The 23,135-nt window shown below is 61.9% G+C and carries 19 protein-coding genes; 5 read left to right on the forward strand and 14 right to left on the reverse strand.

Annotation, left to right across the window (positions count from 1 at the left end; all coding sequences use genetic code 11):
* Window positions 1–65 precede the first annotated feature (65 nt).
* From BX591_RS28940 to uvrB, 5 genes are all read right to left on the reverse strand, one after another.
* The gene (locus tag BX591_RS28940; protein ID WP_111934743.1) at window positions 66–1,472 is read right to left on the reverse strand and encodes a 4Fe-4S binding protein; all 1,407 of its coding nucleotides are present in this window, start codon (window positions 1,470–1,472) and stop codon (window positions 66–68) included.
* On the reverse strand, window positions 1,469–2,314 hold the full coding sequence (locus tag BX591_RS28945; protein ID WP_111934744.1) for an FTR1 family iron permease: 846 nt from the start codon (window positions 2,312–2,314) through the stop codon (window positions 1,469–1,471). Before BX591_RS28945 ends, BX591_RS28940 begins: the two co-directional genes overlap by 4 nt.
* Before the next feature lie 67 nt (window positions 2,315–2,381).
* On the reverse strand, window positions 2,382–2,714 hold the full coding sequence (locus BX591_RS28950; RefSeq protein WP_111934745.1) for a cupredoxin domain-containing protein: 333 nt from the start codon (window positions 2,712–2,714) through the stop codon (window positions 2,382–2,384).
* Window positions 2,715–2,832: 118 nt separating this feature from the next.
* Window positions 2,833–3,381, reverse strand: a complete 549-nt coding sequence (locus tag BX591_RS28955) for an iron transporter (protein WP_111934746.1) — start codon at window positions 3,379–3,381, stop codon at window positions 2,833–2,835.
* A gap of 431 nt (window positions 3,382–3,812) precedes the next feature.
* Complete coding sequence (gene uvrB, locus BX591_RS28960) at window positions 3,813–5,903, reverse strand: excinuclease ABC subunit UvrB (protein WP_111934747.1); 2,091 nt, start codon at window positions 5,901–5,903, stop codon at window positions 3,813–3,815.
* A gap of 311 nt (window positions 5,904–6,214) precedes the next feature.
* Between uvrB and BX591_RS28965 the strand changes: the two genes are divergently transcribed.
* Window positions 6,215–7,414 carry an amino acid aminotransferase gene (locus BX591_RS28965; protein ID WP_111934748.1) on the forward strand — a complete coding sequence of 400 codons (1,200 nt, stop codon included), beginning with the start codon at window positions 6,215–6,217 and terminating at the stop codon, window positions 7,412–7,414.
* Between the two features lie 107 nt (window positions 7,415–7,521).
* On the opposite strand, the gene BX591_RS28970 is transcribed toward BX591_RS28965, so the two are convergent.
* A complete protein-coding gene (locus tag BX591_RS28970) occupies window positions 7,522–8,760 on the reverse strand; it encodes a DUF3734 domain-containing protein (protein ID WP_111934749.1) in 1,239 nt (412 codons plus the stop codon).
* Window positions 8,761–8,770: 10 nt separating this feature from the next.
* Window positions 8,771–9,568, reverse strand: coding sequence for a 3-hydroxybutyrate dehydrogenase (locus BX591_RS28975; protein ID WP_097391917.1), 798 nt, complete (start codon window positions 9,566–9,568; stop codon window positions 8,771–8,773).
* Between the two features lie 223 nt (window positions 9,569–9,791).
* Between BX591_RS28975 and BX591_RS28980 the strand changes: the two genes are divergently transcribed.
* Window positions 9,792–10,763, forward strand: a complete 972-nt coding sequence (locus BX591_RS28980; RefSeq protein ID WP_111934750.1) for a potassium channel beta subunit family protein — start codon at window positions 9,792–9,794, stop codon at window positions 10,761–10,763.
* A 212-nt stretch (window positions 10,764–10,975) separates the two neighbouring features.
* The gene (locus BX591_RS28985; RefSeq protein ID WP_111934751.1) at window positions 10,976–11,821 is read left to right on the forward strand and encodes a 23S rRNA (adenine(2030)-N(6))-methyltransferase RlmJ; all 846 of its coding nucleotides are present in this window, start codon (window positions 10,976–10,978) and stop codon (window positions 11,819–11,821) included.
* A 152-nt stretch (window positions 11,822–11,973) separates the two neighbouring features.
* Here the strand turns inward: BX591_RS28985 and BX591_RS28990 are convergent, their stop codons facing one another.
* The 4 genes from BX591_RS28990 to cueR all read right to left on the reverse strand — a co-directional run bounded on the left by BX591_RS28990 (window position 11,974) and on the right by cueR (window position 14,779).
* Window positions 11,974–13,020, reverse strand: coding sequence for an ABC transporter substrate-binding protein (locus BX591_RS28990; protein ID WP_111934752.1), 1,047 nt, complete (start codon window positions 13,018–13,020; stop codon window positions 11,974–11,976).
* 286 nt (window positions 13,021–13,306) lie between these two features.
* Window positions 13,307–13,660, reverse strand: a complete 354-nt coding sequence (locus BX591_RS28995) for a hypothetical protein (protein WP_111934753.1) — start codon at window positions 13,658–13,660, stop codon at window positions 13,307–13,309.
* Window positions 13,661–13,893: 233 nt separating this feature from the next.
* Window positions 13,894–14,040: a DUF3563 family protein gene (locus tag BX591_RS29000; RefSeq protein WP_081935903.1), complete on the reverse strand. Its 147-nt coding sequence runs from the start codon at window positions 14,038–14,040 to the stop codon at window positions 13,894–13,896.
* Between the two features lie 316 nt (window positions 14,041–14,356).
* The gene (cueR, locus tag BX591_RS29005; RefSeq protein ID WP_111934754.1) at window positions 14,357–14,779 is read right to left on the reverse strand and encodes a Cu(I)-responsive transcriptional regulator; all 423 of its coding nucleotides are present in this window, start codon (window positions 14,777–14,779) and stop codon (window positions 14,357–14,359) included.
* A gap of 122 nt (window positions 14,780–14,901) precedes the next feature.
* Between cueR and BX591_RS29010 the strand changes: the two genes are divergently transcribed.
* Together BX591_RS29010 and BX591_RS29015 are read left to right on the forward strand one after the other, a co-directional pair.
* Window positions 14,902–15,135 (forward strand): heavy-metal-associated domain-containing protein, encoded by a 234-nt coding sequence (locus BX591_RS29010; protein ID WP_111934755.1) that lies wholly within the window; start codon window positions 14,902–14,904, stop codon window positions 15,133–15,135.
* 13 nt (window positions 15,136–15,148) lie between these two features.
* On the forward strand, window positions 15,149–16,078 hold the full coding sequence (locus tag BX591_RS29015) for a dTDP-4-dehydrorhamnose reductase family protein (RefSeq protein ID WP_111934756.1): 930 nt from the start codon (window positions 15,149–15,151) through the stop codon (window positions 16,076–16,078).
* Window positions 16,079–16,193: 115 nt separating this feature from the next.
* On the opposite strand, the gene BX591_RS29020 is transcribed toward BX591_RS29015, so the two are convergent.
* The 3 genes from BX591_RS29020 to imuA are packed head-to-tail and all read right to left on the reverse strand — an operon-like array spanning window position 16,194 to window position 22,379.
* Window positions 16,194–19,859 (reverse strand): error-prone DNA polymerase, encoded by a 3,666-nt coding sequence (locus tag BX591_RS29020; RefSeq protein ID WP_111934764.1) that lies wholly within the window; start codon window positions 19,857–19,859, stop codon window positions 16,194–16,196.
* A 5-nt stretch (window positions 19,860–19,864) separates the two neighbouring features.
* Window positions 19,865–21,640 (reverse strand): Y-family DNA polymerase, encoded by a 1,776-nt coding sequence (locus tag BX591_RS29025; RefSeq protein ID WP_111934757.1) that lies wholly within the window; start codon window positions 21,638–21,640, stop codon window positions 19,865–19,867.
* Complete coding sequence (gene imuA / locus BX591_RS29030; RefSeq protein ID WP_111934758.1) at window positions 21,540–22,379, reverse strand: translesion DNA synthesis-associated protein ImuA; 840 nt, start codon at window positions 22,377–22,379, stop codon at window positions 21,540–21,542. Before imuA ends, BX591_RS29025 begins: the two co-directional genes overlap by 101 nt.
* Between the last annotated feature and the right edge of the window lie 756 nt (window positions 22,380–23,135).

The raw sequence follows: 23,135 nt of genomic DNA on the forward strand, positions 1-23,135 counted from the left end.
GAAAAGCCGTGGAGATGAAGTTCATCCCACGGCTTTTTGTTTGTCGACGCGCGATGCCGTCGACGCTATCTGGAAGCCCATCCCCAGAACATCAGCCACCATGCGCTGTCGACCACCGCCAGCGCCGCGCCGAACCACAGCATGGCGAGACCGCGCCGCACGAAGCGCTCGCTATAGCGGCGCGTCACGAGCCACGCGAGCCACGCGCTCCACAGGTTGGCAATCGCCAGAATGGCGATACGCAGATCCGACGCCCACCACACCGACACATGTTCCGCACGCAGCAGCGACAGTGTCGTAGCCGACAAGCCGAGGAACACGCCCGCGCCGGCAATCGGAATCAGCCCTTGCGTCAAATGATGCAGACGCACGGTGCTAAAGCGCCCCAGCATGCTCGTCGCGCCTATCAGCAAGACCAGCAACGCGGTGCCGTACACCAGCGCCGTGGCGACGATGTAGCCGATCACCATCGTGCCGTCGAGCCACGAAAACACGTCGTTCTGCTCGGGGTAATGCGTGAAAAGGAACCACGGCGCATTGGTCTCGAGCGGCCAGGTGATATCGCGATCGACCAGCCATGTTGCGAAGAACATCTTCAGATCGACGAACCAGCGCGAAGCGGTCCAGTGAAACGCACCGATCGCTATGCCGAGCAGACCGTACAGGATCAAGGCGGTGTCCCAGGGGTTCGCCTGCCTGTCGCCGAGCTGCACCACTTCCGTCGACGGCGCGCGCCACGTCAATGCAATCGCGTCGCGGTGACCGCTGCAACGGCCGCACATATGGCAGTCCGCCGCGCCCTTCATGTTGCGCAACGGCACGAGCGGCGCGCAGTTGATCGGAATCACGCGGTGCCCATGCTCGCCATTCGTGTACGAATGGCGCCACGCGTCTTCATCGACTTTGTAGTGGAACGGCGCGAGGCGTGCCAGAAGCGAAAAAACCCCGTTCACGGGGCACAGGTACTTGCACCAGACGCGCTTTTCTCGCCCGTACAGCAAACCGATGATCATCGCCGCGAACGTCGAGCCGCCCAGCACCAGCAGCACGGCTTTCGGATACTGGTAGACGCTCACCATCTGGCCGTAGATCGTGGTGATACCGAACGCGACGAAAGGCCAGCCGCCCCAGCGCATCCAGCGTGGAATCGCCCAGCCGCGACCGTACTTGCTGGCGAATTCGGCGAGCGCGCCTTCCGGACACAGCACGCCGCACCAGACACGCCCGAGCATCACCATCGACAGCAACACGAACGGCCACCAGATACCCCAGAACACGAACTGCGCGGCGAGCGTCAGGTTGTTCCACAGATGCGCGGTGTCGTCCGGCAGCGGCATCACCGCCGGCACCAGAATCAGAAACGCATACACCGCCACCACCACCCACTGGATGCCGCGGATCGCGGAACCATGACGCTGCATCCACTGCCCGGCCGCGGCGAGGCGCCCCGGGCGGGTCATCACGCTACTCATGCTGCGCGCCCCGCCGCTTGCTGCATCGGCTTGCGATTCGCACGACGCACCAGCAGATAGACGACCGCCCAGTACACGGCATAAGCGAGCAGATTCATCAACGCCGGATGCGCGCGATAACCGGTAAGCGTCGCGACCAGCGAACCGAGCGTGCTCGAATCGTCGAGAATCGCCGACGAATTCCACATCTGGTCGACGAGCGTGGGCAGAAATTCCTTGTCGATCAGCTTGTCGACGCCGGTCTGAAACAAGCCCGCACCAAGGAACAGCAGCATGATTTCGGTGACGCGGAAAAACAGCCGCCACGAGAAGAATCTGCCGCCCAGTTGCAGCACGTAGAAAGTCAGGAACGCGAGACCGAGGCCGATTACGACCGCGAGCATCTGACTGCCGTCCACGTGACCCGATTGACCGAAGCCCAGCCCGTACAGAAAGATCACCGTCTCGCTGCCCTCGCGCGCGATCGCCAGGGCCACCAGCAACGCGACGCCCCACCAGTTGGAATCGCGTTGACTCTTTTGCAGCGACTGTTCCATGTCGCGCTTGAGCGAGCGGCCGTGCTGCTTCATCCACAGCACCATCTGCACAATTAGCACGCAGGCGACCAGCACCATGGCGGTCTGGAAATAATCCTGTGCGTCGCCGGACAGCACTTCGGTGAAGCCGACTAGCGCGGCGCCGAGCGCCACCGCCGCGACCAAGCCCGCCACCACGCCGCCCCACAGATACGGCAAACCGCGACGCGCATCGTCGTCGCCATTTTTCAGCCACGCATACAGGATGCCGACGACCAGCAACGCCTCGACACTTTCCCGCCACACGATGAATAGAATCTGACCCATCTAATTCTCCTCGACTGCTTTGACGAAACGCGCAGCCGCCCGCGGCGCGCGCTCGTGCTTCAGGCCGCTACTTCGCGACGATCACGCCCTGCGCCTGCTGGTGGAAATCGTCGAAAAACTTGTATTCGCCCGGCTCGAGCGGCGCGATCACCACGAACGAATCGGCGCCCGGCGCCAACACTTTCTCTTTGCGCAATTGCACGCTTTCGAATTCGGCCGCGCCTTTGCCGATGTTGCGCACTTCGATCTTGATACGCTGCCCCGCCGGCACTTCGATACGAGCCGGGTTCAGCTTGCCGTCGTTCATTTCCAGCTTGAAGGTCGGCAAGTCGGCTGCGTGGGCCGCCCCCGCCAGCAAGGCGGCGGTGGCGAGAAGCGCGATCTTTCGGTGAATTCTCATTGGCCTTTCCGGAAAAACGCGGCGCGCCGGGCTTGATTCCCAGCGCGCCGCCTGCTGCACTCAGTCACGTCCGACCACGTCGCGATGCGCGTTCAGGCGCGGCATTAACCCGCGACGATCAATAGCCGCCCTTCTTGCCGATGCCGGCGAAGGTGAAGTCGTAGTCGAGCGTGATCGGCTTGAACCACGGGCCCACGCCGGTTTCCTTGTCGACGTGGCGACCGAAAGCCATATGGCCCGTTTGCATCGGCGCCTCGACGATCAACTTCAGATGGTATTTGCCCGGGCCTTGCAGCTTGACGTTATCGCCGTAGTGCGGACCGTCGTTGGCGACCATTGCCATCATGTCGCCCTTCTGCGTCTGATTCGAACCGGCTTTCGTCAGCTCGTAACGCACTTGCAGATACGGCATCCAGTCGCCTTCGGCGAAACCGGTCGGATTGTTTTTGACCGCGTGAATGTCGGCTTCCAGATGCACGTCCGAATCCGACGCCTTGCGCATCATGCCTTCGGGTTCCATCGTGATCGGCTGCAGGTACACGGCGCCAATCTCGATGCCGCCCTGGATCTGCTGCTTGCCGATCGGATATTCCGCGGCCGTTGCCGAGAGCGCCGCGACGGCGGCCACTGCTGCTGCGCCACCGCGCACAAATGAAGAAATCCGCATTGAAACTCCTAGTTTTTATCAGTGAGACTGGAATGAAACCCATTGGAACAGTGCGTTCAGGCACGTCTCGGCTGGCGCGGCCATTATCTTTCAAAATACCTACGATCCGTAAGCAAGACGCATACCAAAACGTTAATGCGAACCATTCTCAATATTGAACGAGTTTATCATCGATCGCTGGGGAGAACAAATTGGAGTCTGCGCAAAGCCTTATGGCAGCGGGGCCGTAAGGCTTTCTTAAGGAAACGTTCGAAAGCAGCGACAGATGCCGTGCCGACCCGTGTCGGGTAGCTGTTGGACAGCCGGGTGGTCTTATGTAGGGAAGTCGTCGGGCCAGTGTCGGGCGCTTGCCGATGCTTTGTCCGACCTCAAAAGAAAAGGCGCGGCAGACTGCCGCGCCTTGCGTACTGGCGATACTTGAATCAGACGAATCAAACGCCGGAGATGTGGTCGCCGACGTTCGCGCCGAATACGCGTTGGCGCAGCAGCGCCAATTGGTCGCGGGTCTGCGCGGCTTTCTCGAATTCCAGATTCTTGGCGTGCTCCATCATCTGCTTTTCGAGGCGCTTGAGTTCCTTGGCGAGCTGCTTCTCGGACATGTCCTCGAATTTCGCGCGCGTTTGCTGTTCCTTCAGTTCGGCGCGCGCGTCGTCGACGTTGTACACGCCGTCGATAATGTCGCGAATCCGCTTCACCACCCCGCGCGGCGTGATGCCGTTCGCGACGTTGAAGGCCGTCTGCTTGCTGCGCCGCCGCTCGGTTTCGTCGATCGCGCGACGCATCGAGTCGGTAATCTTGTCGCCGTACAGAATCGCCTTGCCGTTCACGTTGCGCGCCGCCCGGCCGATGGTCTGGATCAGCGAGCGCTCGGCGCGCAGAAAACCTTCCTTGTCCGCGTCGAGAATCGCGACCAGCGACACTTCCGGAATATCCAGCCCTTCGCGCAGCAGGTTGATCCCGACCAGCACGTCGAACGTGCCGAGCCGCAGATCGCGGATGATTTCGACCCGCTCCACCGTATCGATATCGCTATGCAGATAGCGCACCTTGACGCCGTGATCGGCCAGAAACTCGGTCAACTGCTCGGCCATGCGCTTGGTCAGCACGGTGACCAGCACGCGGTCGCCGACCTTGACGCGCTCGTTGATCTCGCCCAGCACGTCGTCGACCTGGCTGCGCGCCGGCCGCACCTCGATTTCCGGATCGACCAGCCCGGTGGGTCGCACCAGTTGCTCGGCCACCTGCCCGGCGGTTTTCTGTTCGTAGTCCGCCGGCGTGGCCGACACGAACACCACCTGACGCATCTTGCGCTCGAACTCGTTGAACTTGAGCGGGCGGTTGTCCAACGCCGACGGCAAACGAAAACCGTAGTCGACGAGATTCTCCTTACGCGCCCGGTCGCCGTTATACATGCCGTTCAACTGACCGATCAGCACGTGCGATTCGTCGAGCAGCATGATCGCGTCCGGCGGCAGGTAGTCGACCAGCGTAGGCGGAGGCTCGCCCGGCGCCGCACCCGAAAAATGCCGCGAATAGTTTTCGATGCCTTTGCAGAAGCCCAACTCCTGCAGCATTTCCAGATCGAAGCGGGTGCGCTGCTCGAGACGCTGCGCTTCGACCAGCTTGCCGTCGCCATAGAAGAATTCGAGCCGTTCGCGCAACTCGCTCTTGATGGTTTCGACCGCGCGCATCACCGTATCGCGCGGCGTCACGTAGTGCGACGACGGATACACCGTGAAACGCGCAATCTTCTGCCGCACGCGTCCGGTAAGCGGATCGAACAGTTGCAGCGTTTCGACTTCGTCGTCGAACAGTTCGAGGCGCACCGCCATCTCGGCATGCTCGGCCGGGAAAATGTCGATGGTGTCGCCGCGCACGCGGAACGAACCGCGCTGGAAATCGGCTTCGTTGCGGTTGTATTGCATCGCGATCAGCCGCGCGATGATGTCGCGCTGGCCCAGCTTGTCGCCGGTGCGCAGCGTCAGAATCATCTTGTGGTATTCGGACGGGTTACCAATACCGTAGATCGCCGATACCGTCGCGACGATCACCACGTCGCGCCGCTCCAGCAGGCTCTTGGTGGCCGACAGTCGCATCTGTTCGATGTGCTCGTTGATCGACGAGTCCTTTTCGATGAACAGGTCGCGTTGCGGCACATAGGCTTCCGGCTGGTAGTAGTCGTAGTACGAAACGAAATACTCGACCGCGTTGCGCGGGAAGAACTCGCGGAACTCCGAATAAAGCTGCGCGGCGAGCGTCTTGTTCGGCGCGAACACGATCGCCGGACGACCCAGCCGGGCGATCGTATTGGCCATCGTGAAAGTCTTGCCGGAGCCGGTCACGCCGAGCAGGGTCTGGAACGACAGACCGTCTTCCACGCCTTCGACGAGCGTGTCGATCGCCGTGGGCTGGTCGCCGGCCGGCGGGTACGGCTGGTAGAGCTGGAACGGCGAGCCTTCGAACGTGACGAATTTGGATTCGTCGAGCGCGTCTTCGGCTTCAGTGTGGTGTTGTTCGGACATGTGGGGCGGCACCGGGCCTTGGGCAAAGAACTATTCTAACGGGTTGCGCGAGCCCGGGCTGAGCGGGTCCGCGTAGAGATCGGGCTTACTCCTGCACTGTGACATGGCCCCCGGCTGCCTGTTTTTCAAGCAATTAATTCCCTCCGACAGGCCGGGTCGGCCGAAAAAAGGCCGTGAATTCGTTACAATGCGAAGTTGCGCTCGCTCGCAGCCGCCCGCCACCCGCCTGTGTTTTTTCGTCAGAGGCCGCTGGCCGGGCCGTCTCGCGCTCGGTGCCGCCGCCCTCTTTTCACTACTGCTGCCCACCCATCATGTCTCTGTTCTCCGCCGTCGAACTTGCTCCCCGCGACCCGATTCTGGGCCTGAACGAAGCTTTTAACGCCGATACGCGCGCCACCAAGGTCAACCTTGGCGTCGGCGTGTACTTCAACGAAGAAGGCAAGATTCCGCTGCTGCGTGCCGTGCGCGACGCCGAACGGGCGCGCGTCGAAGCTGCGCTGCCGCGCGGCTATCTGCCGATCGAGGGCATCGCCGCCTACGACGCAGCCGTGCAAACGCTGCTGCTCGGCAATGACTCCGCGCTGATCGCGGCAGGTCGCGTCGTGACGGCGCAGGCACTGGGCGGCACGGGCGCGCTGAAAATCGGCGCGGACTTCCTGAAGCGCCTGGACCCGAACGCCAAGGTCGCAATCAGCGACCCGAGCTGGGAAAACCACCGCGCGCTGTTCGAAAGCGCGGGCTTTGAAGTCCTGTCGTACCCGTACTACGACGCGCAAACGCATGGCGTGAACTTCGAAGGCATGCTCAGCGCGCTGAACGGCTACGCGGCGGGCACGGTGGTCGTGCTGCACGCGTGCTGCCACAACCCGACCGGCGTCGACCTCAGCGTCGAACAATGGAAGCAGGTGGTCGAAGTCGTCAAGGCGCGTAATCTGGTGCCGTTCCTCGACATCGCGTATCAGGGTTTCGGCGACAACATCGAAGCCGACGCCGCAGCCGTGCGCCTGTTCGCCGCGTCGGAACTGAACGTGTTCGTGTCGTCGTCGTTCTCGAAGTCGTTCTCGCTGTACGGCGAGCGCATCGGCGCGCTGTCGATCATCACCGCGAGCAAGGAAGAATCCGCGCGCGTGCTGTCACAACTCAAGCGCGTGATCCGCACGAATTACTCGAACCCGCCCACGCATGGCGGCTCGGTAGTCGCCGCGGTGCTCGCGTCGGCCGATTTGCGCGCCACGTGGGAAACGGAACTGGGCGAAATGCGCGACCGTATCCGCGCCATGCGTAACGGTCTGGTCGAACGCCTGAAGGCAAGCGGCGTGGATCGCGACTTCAGCTTCGTGAACGCGCAACGCGGCATGTTCTCGTACTCGGGTCTGACGGCACCGCAAGTCGACCGTCTGCGCGAAGAGTTCGGCATCTATGCGGTGAGCACCGGCCGTATCTGCGTGGCTGCGCTGAACACGCGCAATCTCGACGCGGTGGCTAACGCGATCGCTCACGTGTTGAAGTAAGAAGGCTTACCGGCGCGCGGCTTGTTCCGCGCGCGCCTGGTTGATGTGAAAACGGCGCCCCTGCGGGCGCCGTTTTCGTTTGTGGCGGGTAGGGCTTGCGATCTTGATCAGCGTGAATCGCGGTGAATATCGTGCGTGACAAAACCCGCGTCGTTGTCCGGCATGTCGAGCCAATCGGGTTGCGCAAGCGAACGCTGGATATCATCCAGACCACTTTGCCAATGTTCGCGCATTGTCGTCAGGCCGAACTGGAAGTCCTTGAAATGCCCTTCGTACTCCTTTTGCCGGTAGATCAGATGCAGCACGTTATAGCGCTTCGAGCACGATAGATCCTCGGCCAGCTTGCACCACGGATCGTCGCGCTGATCGGACGGCACGCGGTCCAGCACCTCGCGCAACACGTGGCGGAAACGCTGCGACCGCTGCAGCATATCGGTCACGAGACGCGTACGGCTCGAGTACTGGATGTCTTTCATGCGCCCCTGAACGTCGGTGATGTTGTCCGGCACCGGTCCGATCGCGCTCCACAGATCGACCTGAAACGCGAGCGTGTCGCGACGCGGCGTGGACTGAATCACCTCGTAGAGCGGCGTATTCGACATCAAGCCGCCGTCCCAATAGTACTGACCGTCGATTTCGACCGCCGCGAAGCCCGGCGGCAACGCGCCCGATGCCATGAAATGCTCGGGCCTCAGCGTGGTGTGCGTGTTATCGAAGTACGCGAAATTGCCCGTACCGCAATTGACCGCGCCCACCGACACACGCATTTCCTTCGAGTTGATCCGGTCGAAATCGCACAGCGCTTCAAGCGTGGCTTTCAGCGGTGTGGTGTCGTAGTAGCTGGCCATTTGCGGCGGCCCGGACACCGTGGGCAACGGCGGCGGAAAACGCGGCACAAAAAAGCCTTTTTGCCCCTCGACGATCGCGCCCATGGCCTGGGTTGCCGTAAAGGCCTTGCGTATCGCCTCGCTGGAATTGAACAGCGCATGTTCTATAAAAGCCGGCAGCGGCGGGCCGAATGCCGGCTGGCAAATCGTCTCCCAGAACTGCAACAGCCGTTCGACACGCTTTTCCGGCGGATTGCCGGCGATGATCGCCGTATTCAAGGCGCCGATCGAAATGCCCGCCAGCCAGTTGGGCTCGATGCCGGCTTCGAAAAGCCCCTGATAGACGCCGGCCTGATAGGCGCCCAATGCGCCGCCGCCCTGCAACATCAGTGCGACGGTTTCGTACTTGGGCAAATGGAGGTGCCGGCCCGGGTGTGCGGCGGGCGCGGGACCCGCGCCCTCGCCTTCCCCGTCACCGGGCGCACCCACGCGCGCCCGCTTGAGATTGCGTTGCGCCATGGGCGCCTCCTTATTGCATGTACCAGCCGTGGCTCACAATAAAGGACTGGCCGGTCAGCGCCGCCGTCGGGAAGGTAGAGAGGAACAGCACCGTCTGGGCGACGTCTTCCACCGTGGTGAAGATGCCGTCGACCGTGCCGCCCAGCATGACGCGCTTGATCACGTCTTCTTCGCTGATGCCGAGTTCCTTGGCCTGCTCGGGAATCTGCTTGTCGACGAGCGGCGTGCGCACGAAACCCGGGCATACCACGTGCGAGCGCACGTTGTGCTTCGCGCCTTCCTTGGCCAGCACGCGCGAGAGACCCAGCAGCGCATGTTTGGCGGTCACGTAGGCGGACTTCAGCGGCGACGCCTCATGCGAGTGGACCGAGCCCATGTAGATCACGATGCCGCCGCGATCGTCCTTGTACATGTGCTTGAGCGCGGCCTTGGTGGTCAGGAAGGCGCCGTCCACGTGAATCGCCTGCATTTTCTTCCAGTCTGAAAACGAATAGTTTTCGATTGGATTAACGATCTGGATGCCGGCGTTGGAAATCAGAATATCGATCGAGCCGAATTCGGCGGCGACTTTGTCGATGCCCTGGTTGACGGCGTCTTCGTTCGTGACGTCCATGGCCACGCCGATTGCCTTGCCGCCGCCCTGTTTGATTTCTTCAGCGACGGCGTTCGCCCCGTCCTGATTCAGGTCGGCGATCGCGACCGCCGCGCCCGCCGCCGAAAGGGTGAGCGCAATCTGCTTGCCGATGCCGCTCGCGGCACCGGTGACTACCGCGACTTTGCCATTCAGATTCGTGTTCAGTGACGACATCCAGAACCTCCATGCAGTTGATGAGCAATGAGACCACGGACCGCGGGCGGCGTGAAGTCAGCCAAACGGCATAGGCCGTTCGGCCGAATGCTGCACTGCGGCCAACGCTGCTATTGTGCATGAACCATGTGAACTCCATCGGTAAAACGCACATCGCCCCATATCTCTTTAAACTGGACGTTTCCGGCGGGATTCCTGTGGCATCACCAACAAGGAGGAAGGCATGAATTATCGACGTCTGGGCCGCTCTGGCCTGCAAGTCAGCGAACTGTCCATTGGCTCGTGGGTCACCTACGGCAATCAGGTCGACCATGGCGCGGCGCGTGAATCGCTCGCGGCGGCGCGCGACGCCGGCGTCAACTTTTTCGATAATGCCGAGGTGTACGCTGGCGGCAAGTCGGAAGAAATCATGGGCCAGGCGCTGAAGGAACTGGCGTGGCCGCGCGTCAGCTATGTGGTGTCGACGAAATTCTTCTGGGGCCTCGCGGAAGCGCCGAATCAGTATCACACGCTGAACCGCAAATACCTGTTGAACGCGATCGACGCGTCGCTCAAGCGCTTGCAACTCGATTATGTCGATCTGGTGTTCTGTCATCGTCCCGACCCGAACACGCCCGTCGAGGAAACGGTCTGGGCCATGAGCGACATGATCACGCGCGGCAAGGCGCTGTACTGGGGCACGTCCGAATGGAGCGCCGATGAAATTCGCGCGGCTTACGACATCGCCGAGCGTCATCATCTGCACAAGCCGGTCATGGAGCAGCCGCAATACAACCTGTTTCACCGCAAACGCGTCGAACAGGAATACAAGCGTCTGTATGAGGACATTGGTCTTGGACTGACCACGTGGAGTCCGCTCGCTTCCGGTCTGCTGACCGGCAAATACCGCGACGGCGTGCCTGCCGATAGCCGCGCACAGTTGCAAGGCTACGACTGGTTGCGCAAGCAACTTACCGACACGGGCAAGAACAACGTGGTCGGCAAGCTCGGCGAAGTGGCGGACGAACTGGACTGCACGATCGGTCAACTGGCGATCGCGTGGCTGCTGAAGAATCCGCATGTCAGCACGGTAATCACGGGGGCGTCGCGGGTCGAACAGATCGGCGAAAACATGCAATCCGCCGAGGTGGCCACGCGGATCACGCCGGAGATCAAGCAGAAGATCGAAGACATTGTCGGCGACGCGTACGACTGAGCGGACTCGCGCCGTGCCGAGTAACATGGGCCGGGCTGCAGCGTGGCCCATGTCACGCGGACTCGCTGCAATGCGCGAAGGGCGGCGCGGCGTCGCGTACAATACGCGACCGCGCCTCGCATCGGCGCTCTGTGCCCGCTGTGCAGCCATATTGCACCCGCGTCGCCGGATCCGACCTGGGCCGGCACGCCTTCTTTCAGCGTCTCCTCATCATGCTTAGCTACCGCCACGCCTTTCACGCAGGCAACCACGCCGACGTCCTGAAACACGCCGTCGTGTTGCAGCTCTTGCGCTACCTCGGCCAGAAGGACAAAGCCTACTGGTATATCGACACGCATGCGGGCGCCGGCGTCTATTCGCTGAAGGAAGGCTACGCGGTCAAAACCGGCGAGTTCCAGACCGGCATTGCCAAACTGTGGGAGCGCAACGACCTGCCGCCGTTGTTCGCCGATTACGTCGACGAAGTGGCCGCGCTCAATCCGGACGGCCAACTGCGCTTCTATCCCGGTTCGCCCTACATTGCGTGGCGGCAGTTGCGCGAGCAGGACCGCATGCGTCTGTTCGAACTGCACACCACCGAAATCGACGTGCTGCGCCACAATTTCCGCGACGCGGGTCGCCGGGCCATGCTCTACGCCGGGGACGGTTTCGACGGCATCCTCGCGTTGCTGCCACCGGCGCCGCGCCGTGCATTGGTGTTGCTCGATCCGTCGTACGAGGACAAACGCGACTACACGCGCACGCTGCGTTGCGTCGAAGAGAGCCTGAAGCGCTTTCCGACCGGCACCTACGCGGTCTGGTATCCGCAGGTGCGGCGCCTTGAATCGCAGCGCTTTCCCGATCAACTGAAAAAGTTGCGGGAGCGTAACTGGCTGCACGTGAGCCTGACTGTGAGCAATCCGCCGGAAGATGGTTTCGGCCTGTTCGGTAGCGGCATGTTCATTCTGAATCCGCCGTATACGCTGGCCAAGACGCTGAAGGATCAAATGCCGTGGCTGGTTAAGGCGCTCGGTGAGGACAAGGCCGCGCAGTTCAAGGTCGAGTATCGCGGCGACTGAACCGGGCGACGCGGGTGGGATTTGCGGGTCGTGGGGTTGCAGCTTGCGCGTGCCGGCACCGTCGTGCGGCGGGCAACTGAGCGCCCGGCCGTGCGCGGACAAGCCTGCGAGCTGGCGGGCACGACCGCGTCCCCTATAGCCCGCAGGCCGGCCTATTTCAGTTGCATCGCGGCCTTCCGCGCAAAATCGTTCGTATACGTCGCATTCAGATCGATCTTCTTCGGATCGAGCCGGTTATCGAACGACGACAGCGCCCGCAACGAAGTTGCCGGCCCATCCACCGGCATCAAGCCATCCGGCGAATAGGCGTCGCGCACGTTGTGGAAGGCTTCCACATAAAGCGCCGAGTCGTTGAGTAGATACGCTGGCGGCACCATCTTCAGCAGATCGGCGTCGCTCGCGGTCTGCAGCCAGTGATCCGCGCGCACGATCGCATTGGCGAGCGCCTGCGTCGTCTTCGGATACTTCTGGATGAAACTGTCCGACGCATACAACGTCGCCGCGGGCATCGTTCCGCCGAATACGTCCTGCGTTCCCTTCACCGTACGCGTGTCGACCAGCACCTTGATCGCGCCGCTGCGCGCGAGCTTGGTCATCATCGGATCGACGTTGGAAAGCGCCTCGATCTGCCCGCCGCTCACCGCCGCCAGCACCGTGGCGCCGCTGCCCACACCGATCGCCGAGATCTCGTTGCGCTGTACGCCGGCCTTGCGCAAAGCCACGGTGAGCACGAGATCCGTCGACGAGCCCGGCGCGCTCACGCCCACCTTCGCGCCTTTGAAATCGGCCAGTGTCCTGATTTGATCGGCCTTCGATTTCAGCACCGCGACGACGATCTGCGGTGCACGGCCCATCAGCGCGAACGCGCGGTAATGTTGACCTTTTGCCTGCATGAACAGCGTGTGTTCGAACGCGCCGGCACCGACATCGGCGCTACCGCCTACGACCGCTTCCAACGCCTTCGAGCCGCCCGCGAAATCTTCCAGCGTGACGTCCAGGCCCTCGTCCTTGAAGTAGCCCAGTTGCTGCGCGGCCAGTACGGGCAAATAGTAAAGGCCCGGCAAGCCGCCGACCGCCATCGTCAGCGTGGGCTTTTCCGGCACATCCTTGGCGAACGTGGCGCCGGGCAGCGCGGCAAACGCGACCAGTGCGACGCAAGCGCCAGCGCTGGCGGCACGCCGCATCCAGTGAATAGGCATGTGATGTCTCCTTGTTCTGTTTTTATTCGACGCGATCGAGCGATGCGCTTGCACGGCCCGAATCGTTGGCGAGAACCCGCGCAACGATTGTCGTCGGACGGTTTCGCGAGCGCCATGCACCGAAACCCCAATGGCACGCACTGTGGGCGCCGCATGCCGCGCAGGGTTCCGCGCGTGCAAACGTAACGACGCCGACCAGACTCTGGCGGCGCGATGCGGCGCGTCACGATGCGTTACGGGGATTGGGGAGAAACGAAGCGACGAGGCGGAAATGCGTTGCCGACGCCTATTGCGATCGTTGCACAGGGCGCGGCTGCGGCCGTGGCGGCTGTGGTGTGTTTCCACCCGTGGGCAACTGGATATACGGCGCGACGACGTAAGGCATCGACGAATCAGGCGCGAGCTCGGCAGGCGCCGCGATGGGCTGCGCCCCCACGATCGGCTGATGCGAGAGCGGCGCGGTTTGCAGCACGGTGCCGCTTTGGCCGTCGTTGATGCCGTTCTGCGAGTCGAGGATCAACGGCTTGCGCGTAGTGCTCGTGCTCGACGCGGCGTCTGCCACCGGTGCGGTAAAAATCGTCGTCAGCGAGACCGCTGCGGCCACGGCGAAGATGAATTTGAGCGAACGGACGGAAGGCATAGGACGGACCGGTTGAATTTGAGAACGTCGGAGAAAAAGCTGAAAACGTCTTACCTTACCGCGACGTCACTCGCCAGGCTAGTCGATATTCGCCAGGAACGGGCGTCGCACACGCCACGTTGTGCGATTTTTCCAGGCCCAGATGTGACAAAGCCCCGTCAATACGGGGCTCAACACTTACTGCATTGGCTGCGCTACCGAGCGCTGCCGGTCCAACGTGACGCGGATGAAACTTACAGCGAGTAGCCGTTGGTTTCGAGCGTGCGGATGCGTTGTTCCAACTGAACGATATCCGATGACGACGCCAGGTAGGCTTCGCGACGGTTACGTTCTGCGGCTTCAAACCAGGTGCTCAGCTTTTCAAGAATGTATGCAAACATGATGTTCTCCAAGGATCAGATTGAATCCCCGGTGCACTGTTCATCAGGGATTTCCCGTAAAAGGGTTAACCCGGATTATAGCCCTATGGTGCAACCTTGCTAATGAAATGCCCGCATGACGTGCATTCCGCTTTGGAATGGTGCACGATCGAGGTGCATCTAAGTCGTTGATTTATTTATGCAGTGACGCTGAATTTCCTCGCGTAGCATACTGCCCCATAATATTTTGCACAAATTTGGTGCAAAACTCCCGTAATGCGACGAGACTTTGCCACGGGTTGCACCTTTCACCGTTAACGCACGGCCAACCGCATCATCAAACGGGATGACAACCATGCCCGGACACCATATCGGTGTCTGCGAGCCGCTCGATAATCGGGCAATCGGGCCGGTCGTCGCCGTGACAGTGATCAGCCAGATGCGCCAACGTGTCGCGCATGTCGGTGAGTTCGGCGATCCGGCGGTCGAGTTCTGCGACGTGTTCCAGCGCGATCGCCTTCACTTCGGCGCTGGCGCGCGAACGGTCGTGCCACAGCGCCAGCAGCCGTCGAATGTCTTCGACCAGAAAACCGAGCCGGCGCGCCTGCCGGATAAAGCGCAGCGAGTGAACTTCCTGCGGACCGTACACACGATAGCCGGCGCTGGTGCGCGCCTTCGCCATCAGCAGGCCGACGCTTTCGTAGTAGCGAATCATCTTCGCCGTGACGCCCGACGAACGGGCCGCTTCACCGATATTCATCACTATTCCCCCAAGTTTGAATCGATCCTACACCTTCCCATGATGGGAGGGTCTAGCACTCAGGTGCGGATCGGCAGGCATAATTGAACTATCGCACTATCCATTTCCTCGAGACCCACCCGATGACGATCGAATTACAGGTAGAAGGCATGAGCTGCCAGCACTGTGTGGCAGCGGTGACGAACGCAATCCGCGAGCACGACGAGGCCGCGCAGGTGCAGGTGGATCTGGCGTCGGGGCGCGTCGTGGTCGAATCGACGCAAACGGCTGACGCCCTTAAAGCCGCTATCGACGAAGCCGGCTACACGGTCAAAAGCCTGACCGGCGGTGCCGCAAGCAGCGACGCACTTCGCTAGGCGGGTTCACGTCATGTTCAAAGTTGCTGTCATTGGCGCCTCCGGGCTGCTCGGCCGCGCGCTCGTCGGCGAACTGGCGCAGCAGGCCGGCTGGCAAGTCGTCGCGACGACGTTCAGCCGCCCAGCACCGAACGCTGCCACACTGGATATTCGCGACGCCCGCGCGGTCGAACAATTCATCGAGCGCGAAGCACCAGACGCGCTCGTGATTGCCGCCGCGGAGCGTCGGCCGGACGTATGCGAGCACGACCCGGCGCTAGCCCGTGCGCTGAACGTCGACGCGGTACGTACCCTGGCCGCCGCGGCAAACCGGCGCGGCGCCTGGACGCTGTCGATCTCCACCGACTACGTTTTCGACGGCGCCCACCCGCCTTATCGGCATGACGCCGCGCCCTCGCCGCTCAACGCCTATGGACGCAGCAAGCTCGAAGGCGAGCGCGCGCTGCTGGACACGACCGATCTCGGCTGCGTGCTGCGTTTGCCGCTACTGTATGGGCCGATCGTCGGCTGGGCGGAATCGGCGGTGACGAGTCTCGTGCCGGCGATCGCGGCGTCGGCGGCGACATCAGCGGCGGACGGCAAATCCGCCGTCATGGACGCCTGGGCGATACGCTACCCGACCTTCACGCCGGATATCGCGGTCGTGATCCGCCAGATGCTCGAACGGCATGCGCGCAACGAAGCGATCCGCGGCATCGTGCAATGGTCGGGCGACGAACCGATGACCAAGTACGAAATCGCGATCCGTCTTGCCGAAGCATTGCAGGTCGACGCGCGGCTGACGCCGCAACACACGCCGACCGATGCGACGCCTCGTCCGCATAACTGCCATCTGGCGTCGGACCGACTCGAAGCGCTGGGGATCGGCCGCCGTACGCCGTTCGATACGGCGATCCGGCAGGTGCTGGCGGCGTTTCCGTGGCGCGGTGATACAGCGGCGTGAGTGTGGGTGGTGTGGGCATGCGCGCCTCAAGTGCCCAAGTGCGCGAGTCCCTAACCACCTAAGCACCTAAGCACCTAAGCACCCACGGCCGCAAACCGCAAAACCCCAACCCACCTCAATGAAAATCGCGACTCGCCGTGGCGAGTTCGCCGAGCCAATCACTCAGATCCTCAAGACGATGGGCGACGAGATGAATCACCTCGCCCTTGTTTTTCTGCTTCCCCTTCCCGCCCGGCTTCCCATTCAGCGTCTGCCCCGTCTTGCCGTTATCGCCACCCGTCGCGACGCCATCATCACGCTGCACGACACCATAAACCGCCAGCAACGACGCCCCCAGCAACACCTTGCGCTGCTTCTCCACTAGCGACGGCCAGACGATCACATTGATCGACCCCGTCTCGTCTTCGATCGAAACGAACACCGTCCCGTTCGCCGTGCCCGGCCGCTGCCGCACGGTGACGATCCCGCATGCCCGCACCAGCATGCCGTGCTGACACGCGGCAAGTTCGGCCGCCGCGCGAAAACGCTGCTGTGCGAGCCGCGGACGCAACAACGCGAGCGGATGACGATTGAGCGTGAGGCCAATGCTGGCGTAATCGTCGACGATCTCGCGGCTTTCCGCCGCCGGCGGCAACGCCAACGGCGCTTCGGCGATCGGTGCGTCGCGCAGCAATTTGGGCACCGTGTGCTGCGCGGTCACCGCCCACCACGCTTCACGCCGATGTCCTGCGATCCCGACTAGCGCATTCGCCGCGGCCAGCGCTTCGAGATCGCGCCGCGTCAAGGCCGCGCGACGCGCCAGATCGTCGACGTCGGCAAACTGCGCGTCGCGGCGAGCCGCCATGATGCGTTCGGCGGCGCCCTGCGCCAGGCCCTTGATCAGATGCAAGCCGATCCGCACAGCGGGACCGCGCGCGCCATACGTATTCGATGACTGAAACACGCGAGCCGTCATGCGTTGGGCCGCGCGACGGATCGTCCGGCTCACCGTCAACCGCCGCAGCGCCAGATCGCGCAATTGCTGCGCGGATAACACGGCCTGCTGGCGATGCAGACAGGTCTCGTCCGCCGAGATCCGCTGCCCTTCATGACCGCGCCGCTCGAACGTGGACTCCCAATCGCTCAATGTCACATCGGGCGGCAACACCGGGACGCCATGACGCTTCGCATCCTGCACGAGTTGCGACGGCGAATAAAACCCCAACGGCTGGCTGTTCAGCAAACCCGCCAGAAAAGCCGCCGGTTCATAACGCTTCAGCCACGCGCTGAGATAGACGAGCAACGCGAAACTCGCCGCATGACTCTCCGGAAAGCCGTATTCGCCGAAACCCTCGATCTGCTTGCAGATACGGTCGATAAAAGTCTGCTCATAGCCGCGTTCGAGCATGCGCTCGCTCAAATCCTTCTGATACTTTTCGATGTTGCCGCTGCGCCGCCACGCGGCCATCGCGCGACGCAACTGATCGGCCTGCTCGCCGGTATATTTCGCCGCCACCATCGCCAGATGCATGACCTGCTCCTGGAAAATCGGCACGCCGAGCGTGCGTTCGAGCACCGGCCGCAATTCGTCCTTGGCGTAATCGACCGCTTCGAGACCTTGCTTGCGACGCAGATAAGGATGCACCATGCCGCCCTGAATCGGCCCGGGCCGCACGATCGCCACTTCGATCACGAGGTCGTAGTATTTGTTCGGCTTCAAGCGAGGCAACATGCTCTGCTGCGCGCGGGACTCGATCTGGAACACGCCGATCGTATCGGCGTGGCCGCACATCTCGTAGACGGCGCGATCCTCGCGCGGAATGTCCTGCATCCTGAAGCGCGGAAATCCCCGTCTCAGCGCGACGAATTCCAGCGCGCGCCGGATCGCCGACAACATGCCGAGCGCCAGCACGTCGACTTTCAGCAGCTTGAGCGCGTCGATGTCGTCCTTGTCCCACTCGATCACGCTGCGGTCTTTCATCGTCGCGTTTTCGATCGGCACGAGCCGCGATAGTTTGTCCTTCGCGATCACGAAGCCGCCGACGTGTTGCGACAGATGGCGCGGAAAACCACGCAACTCCCTCGTGAGACGAATCAGATTTTGCGTGATGTGCGAGTTGGCGTCGAAGCCCGCTTCGGCCAGATATTTAGCGACCGCATCCGTGCCGTCCCACCACTGCTGCGACTTGCTGATCCGTTCGATCAACGACGCCTCCAGACCCAGCGCCTTGCCCACATCCTTCAGCGCACTGCGTGCGTGGTACGTAATCAGCGACGCCGTCAACGCCGCGCGATGACGGCCGTACCTGGCGTAGATATATTGAATCACCTCTTCGCGGCGCTGATGCTCGAAGTCGACGTCGATATCCGGCGGCTCGTTGCGCGCGCGCGAGATGAAGCGTTCGATCAGCATGTTCATCTGCACCGGATCGATTTCCGTCACATGCAGGCAGTAACACACGATCGAATTCGCCGCCGATCCGCGCCCTTGGCAAAGGATGTTTCTCGAGCGAGCAAAGCTCACGATATCGTGCACCGTGAGGAAATACTTTTCGTATTTCAGGTCGGCGATCAGCCCCAGTTCCTTCTCGATCTGGCCGATTCGTTTCAGGTCCATCCCGTCGGGCCAGCGCTCCACCGCGCCGGCCATCACCAGCTTGCGCAGATAACTCGACGGCGACTCGCCGGCCGGCACCAGTTCTTCGGGATACTCGTATTTGAGCTCGTCGAGCGAGAAATGGCATAGTGCGGCGATCCGCAGCGATTCCGCGAGCGTGTCGCGCGGATACAGTTTGCCGAGTCGCACGCGCGTGCGCATATGCCGCTCGGCATTCGCCTCGAGCGCGTGGCCGCATGCCGAGAGCGGCGTAACGAGGCCGATCGCGGTCATCGTGTCCTGTAGCGGCTTGCGTGAGCGCGTATGCATCAGAACGCCGCCCGCCGCGACCAGCGGCAAACCACTCGCGGATGAAATCATCCGCAATGCGTCGATCTGCAGATCGTCGCCGCCGGTTTGCCAGAGTTCGAGCGCAATCCACGCACGCTGCGCCGCGAACGACGCCAGCCAATGCGCGCAACGCAGCGTGTGAGCGAGCGTCGCCGTGCGCTGCGGCACGAGAATCAGAAGACAGTCCGGCAACGCCTGCAGATGCTCCAGATGCGGCAACGACTCGGTGATGTCCGATGGCCCGAGGCGATAGCTGCCTTTGTCCGCGCGTGAGCGGGCCAGCGTGATCAGCTCGGAAAGGTTGCCGTAGCCGTTGCGGTTGGTTGCGAGCGCAACCAGAGTGCAGAAGGGCTTGCCGGTGTCGTCGGTCAGATTGAGTTCGCTGCCGATGATCAGGTGCGGGATGGGTTTTAATTCACGGGGTGCCTGGGGGGCGAGTTCTTGGGGTATGGATTCCTGGGTTGAAGTTTTTTCGGTCTCGCTTGCTTTGGTTTTGTTTTCTGCGGCCGTCTGTTGTGAGGTCGTGAGCTTCTCTTCCCTGCTTTCCAAAGACGTATCCACCTGAGTGGCTTGCGCCTTTCTCGCGCGCTCGTTTAGTTGTTCATTCAGTTGACGCTCGCGCTCCTGTTCGATTTCTTTTATCGCCGTGTGCGCACGTACGACGCCCGCCAACGAGCATTCGTCGGTAATGGCGAGTGCGCTGTAGCCGCACGACATGGCCTGCTCGACGAGTTCGTGCGGATGCGATGCGCCACGCAGAAACGAGAAGTTCGTCAGGCAATGCAACTCCGCATACGCCGGCAAGTCGGCCGCGAGCGTGTGTTCAATGGGCGATGATGGCTGCGAGTTCGTCATGATGTTCAACCGAACAATCCCTGCAAATACCATTCGCCACTAATCCGTTCACGGTATACCCAGAACATATAGCCACGATCGTCGGCCGCGACGTAGTAATCCCGCTCGACACGATTGCCGTCCCACCAGCCGGCTTCGATCCGCTCGGTACGTGTCAGCATTTTCAGCGGCCGACGATAAATCGGCCGCTGGTCGCGCATCATCAGACGCAGCGGTTTGTCGAGCATCCAGACCGGACGAGGCTGCGAAGGCAACGCGCTGTCGGGTAGGTCGAGGGAGGTTTGCGCGGTGGGTGGTTGTGCGGCTGGGGGGAGGTTGTCTTGGGTGGTCGCGGTGGTCGCGGTAGCGTGGAGGGCTTGCGCTTCCTGCGCCGCCGCATCATCGCCTGCCTGTTCGCCTTCCGTGGCGGCACGCTTCAACTCATCGGTCAACCACGTCTTATCCGCTTTACCTTTTCCCTTCGCCTTTGCCGGCGCACGCTTCTTGCGTGAAAACGCCTGCGCCTCGTACGCCTCCACAAGCATTGCCCGCTCCGGACGATGATCGTCCTGCACCGACATCTGCAGCACGTTCTCCGGCCCCAGCCGGGCGCTCAACCGTTCGAGCAGGCGCGCGATCGACTCGCCATCGGATTCGGGCATCGGAAACAAGGTGTCCGACTGCCCCGCATAGTCACCGATCTGGTCCGCAACCAGTTTCAACTCTATAACCGGCGCCACCAGAACGGTCTGATTCAATTTTTCCCGCAACAACCAGATCAAATGCTCGGCATCACGCGACGGTATCGCCCAGGCGACTCGCAAACTCGATGTCTTCGGCGCATGACGAGACGCCAATTCATGCTCGAGCAGCAAGGTATAAACGCTAAGCGCCGCATGATGTGCACTCAGCCAACCGGCCAGTTGCACAATCAATCGACGTGCGGCAAATAGCAGCGCATCGGCGTTCTCGACCCGGGACGGCAATTCGAGCTGGGCATGAAACGACGCCGGCGCACGAAACGATTCACGCGGATCGGGCCGCGTGCCATACGCCTGCGCCAGCAGATCCAGTATTCCACTGCCGAAACGCCGTACGACGCCCGAGCGCGGCAATTGACGCAAATCGGCCAGCGTACCGCAGCCGACATGCGCGAATGCATCGCGATGCGCCTGCGTGACGGGCAGCAGCGATACGGCCAAACGGTCGAGAACTCGCGCGAGCGATGTTTCCTTCATCACATGCCAGCGGCGCCCCTGCCTGCTGACCCTCGCCTGCGCCAGCAACCACGCGCCCCAGGCGGTCGGCGCACAGGCAATACGCGCTGTGTAGCCGAATACCGCCACCGTCGCGGACACTCGCGACAGCAGCGTGCGCAAACCGCCGAACAACCTCAAACCGGAGCCCACTTCCAGCAGCAGCGTGTGCGCGTCGGCGAGCGAAACTTTCGGTGTGTAGGCCAGCAAAGCGAGCGCTATCGCTTCGAATGCCTGCGTTTCGCGGGGGATATCGGCGGCGAGCAGCTTCAGACCCGGCGCCAACGCCAATGCATAGGATCGCGAATGACCTACTTGCACGCCGGCGCGCAAGGCATCGACATCCTGCAGCAGGATGTGCGCATGATCGGCCAACGCATAGCAACGCCCCTCGGTGACGTCTTCGCCACCTCGAGGTGCGCAGGTCTCGTCGCGTTCGCGTGGCTCAAAACGATTCGGCTGCGCGGGCGAACCATCCGGGAACAGCGCGGGAGGCTTCACCGCTTCCAGCGACAAGAGCGGCAATGTGACTGCGATCCACAACATGTTTGATCTCTCGTCCTCGATGGACGTCGGCTCGGTTTTGCGGCAACAACGCGCTCTGTAAAGGCAAAATGAGACGCAAAGGCTCGGCTAGCGGCGGCCCGCGACGTTTGAAAATGTCGATCGACACGCCGATCTCCTGCAACCACTGCCGACGGTTGATCGTCTGTGCATTGGCCGGCAAGAGCGGCGCGCAGATCATGCGCAACGGTGCTGGCGAAGATTGCGCGGCCACCTCGACGGGCCGGATCAAAAATGCCAGCGACGACGATTCCTGAGCCGCCACCTGCAAGCGCCTGACCTTATCGGCACGGGCGTTCGGCAGCCAGACCAGGACCGCGCCGATACCATCCTGCTTCAGTGCCTGAGTGGCTGCCCATAGCGCCTGATCTTCACTCGCGCGTATCCATAAGATTCGCTCGACATCGATCCCCCAAGCCCTCAGTGCCGCGGCACAAGGCTGATAAGGCGGCGCCACGAATAGCACGTATCGCTCGGCCTGCCTGGTCAGTTGATGAAGCGCGTGGGACAGCAGACGCACCTCCCCCACACCACCATGTTCGATCAATAACTCTGTCAAACCACCTGCAGACCAGCCTTGTCCCGGCAGCAATCTATCCAGTTCGGCGTAGCCGCTGGAAATCACCCGCGAGTCCGCTGCGGCAAGCTCATTGCCTTGCCATATCTGACGCGACAAGTGCGATGACAAGGCGGTGGTCGCAAGCCGAATCGCTGCTGCCATAGACACGCTCTTTTCAATAGGGAATGCTCCGCCCTGCCCAGCATTAAGCAGGCACGGGGGTGATGCGTTTCACTGTATATTTATACAGTATTTTGCAATGGATGTTAAGGCAGAGGGCGAGTCGTCAAGTGCGAAGGAAAGCGTTTTGAAGATGAAGTTTTGTTTAGAGGTGACGGCGGTTGCGTCGTAAGAAACCTGTCCGCATTTTTGTGTGGAAGACAGTTATCAGGTTTCGCGGCGAAGATGCGGGTCATTGCAAGACTGGGCAGACGCTTGCGTTGCATCGTGCCCCGCTGTGGGCCATCACCGATGCGAGCGAGCGGCTGGACCGCTTCACAGCGGGCCTGACATACCAGACGATGGCACGAAAGCGGGCGTAAGGGGACGAAGGGGAAGTTGGCTGGCGAACTCGCTGCGTTCAGGTAACGCAGCGTATCGGGAAGAGGTACGTCAGACGTGCGGAGGCGAACGTCGGGGTTGGCGCTACCGGGCATCGACGGGCGATGCAGCGATGCAAACACGTAACGAACCGACAGGGATGGTGGTGTCGTTCGGGTCCGCCGGTGGCGGTGACATGGCGGGTTGCCCATCGGCCGGGTATGTCCGGTGGGCGGCATGCCAGTGCTTTTCGCGACCGTAAACGACAGAAACCCCACCTTTCTGGGTGGGGTTTCTGTTTTCTGCATGGGAGCCTGACGATTACCTACTTTCACACGGGCAATCCGCACTATCATCGGCGTGGAGTCGTTTCACGGT

It is taken from the genome of Paraburkholderia bryophila, assembly GCF_003269035.1.
Lineage (GTDB): Bacteria > Pseudomonadota > Gammaproteobacteria > Burkholderiales > Burkholderiaceae > Paraburkholderia > Paraburkholderia bryophila.